Source organism: Cognatundibacterium luofuense, from assembly GCF_018139685.1.
In the GTDB taxonomy this organism is placed as follows: domain Bacteria; phylum Pseudomonadota; class Gammaproteobacteria; order Burkholderiales; family Burkholderiaceae_D; genus Undibacterium; species Undibacterium luofuense.
In genome coordinates this window covers 1-422 of the sequence record NZ_JAGSPN010000188.1, presented here as the reverse complement: position 1 = coordinate 422, position 422 = coordinate 1, and the positions used below count along the sequence as shown (strand labels likewise).

Sequence of the window (422 nt, the reverse complement as noted above, 5' to 3'; positions counted from 1 at the left end):
GGCCCACCAGAATACGCCGCCAATTGCGAACACGAGAACGATACTCAAAGGGACCAACAGATACAGGATATCCATACTCAAATCACTCAACAGTCAGTGGAAACGCGGGTCTGGGCAACAGGTACAGTCGCAAGGCATTCAGCACAACCAGCAGAGAACTCAACGACATGCCCAGTGCTGCATGCCATGGCTCCAGCCAACCGGCTACTGCTGCGGGAATAGCAATCAGATTATAAACGATCGCCCACATCAAATTTTCGCGAATCAGACGAAACGCCTTCTCAGCGACACCCAAACCGAACATCAAATCACTGAGACGGTTTGACATCAATAACAGATCACTACGGGTTTGCGAAATCGCGGCACCCTGTCCCATCGCAATCGACACGTCGGCTATCGAGAGTACAGGACCATCGTTCATA

At 51.2% G+C, this 422-nt stretch carries 1 protein-coding gene and 1 pseudogene; both read right to left on the bottom strand.

The genetic code is table 11. The features are described from left to right. Positions 1–75 (bottom strand): cbb3-type cytochrome oxidase assembly protein (locus KDM89_RS19965; protein ID WP_212689625.1); only part of this gene is annotated, 75 nt, incomplete at its 3' end. A gap of 7 nt (positions 76–82) precedes the next feature. Beyond that, positions 83–422 (bottom strand): annotated as a pseudogene (locus tag KDM89_RS19960) (heavy metal translocating P-type ATPase); the annotation flags it as partial.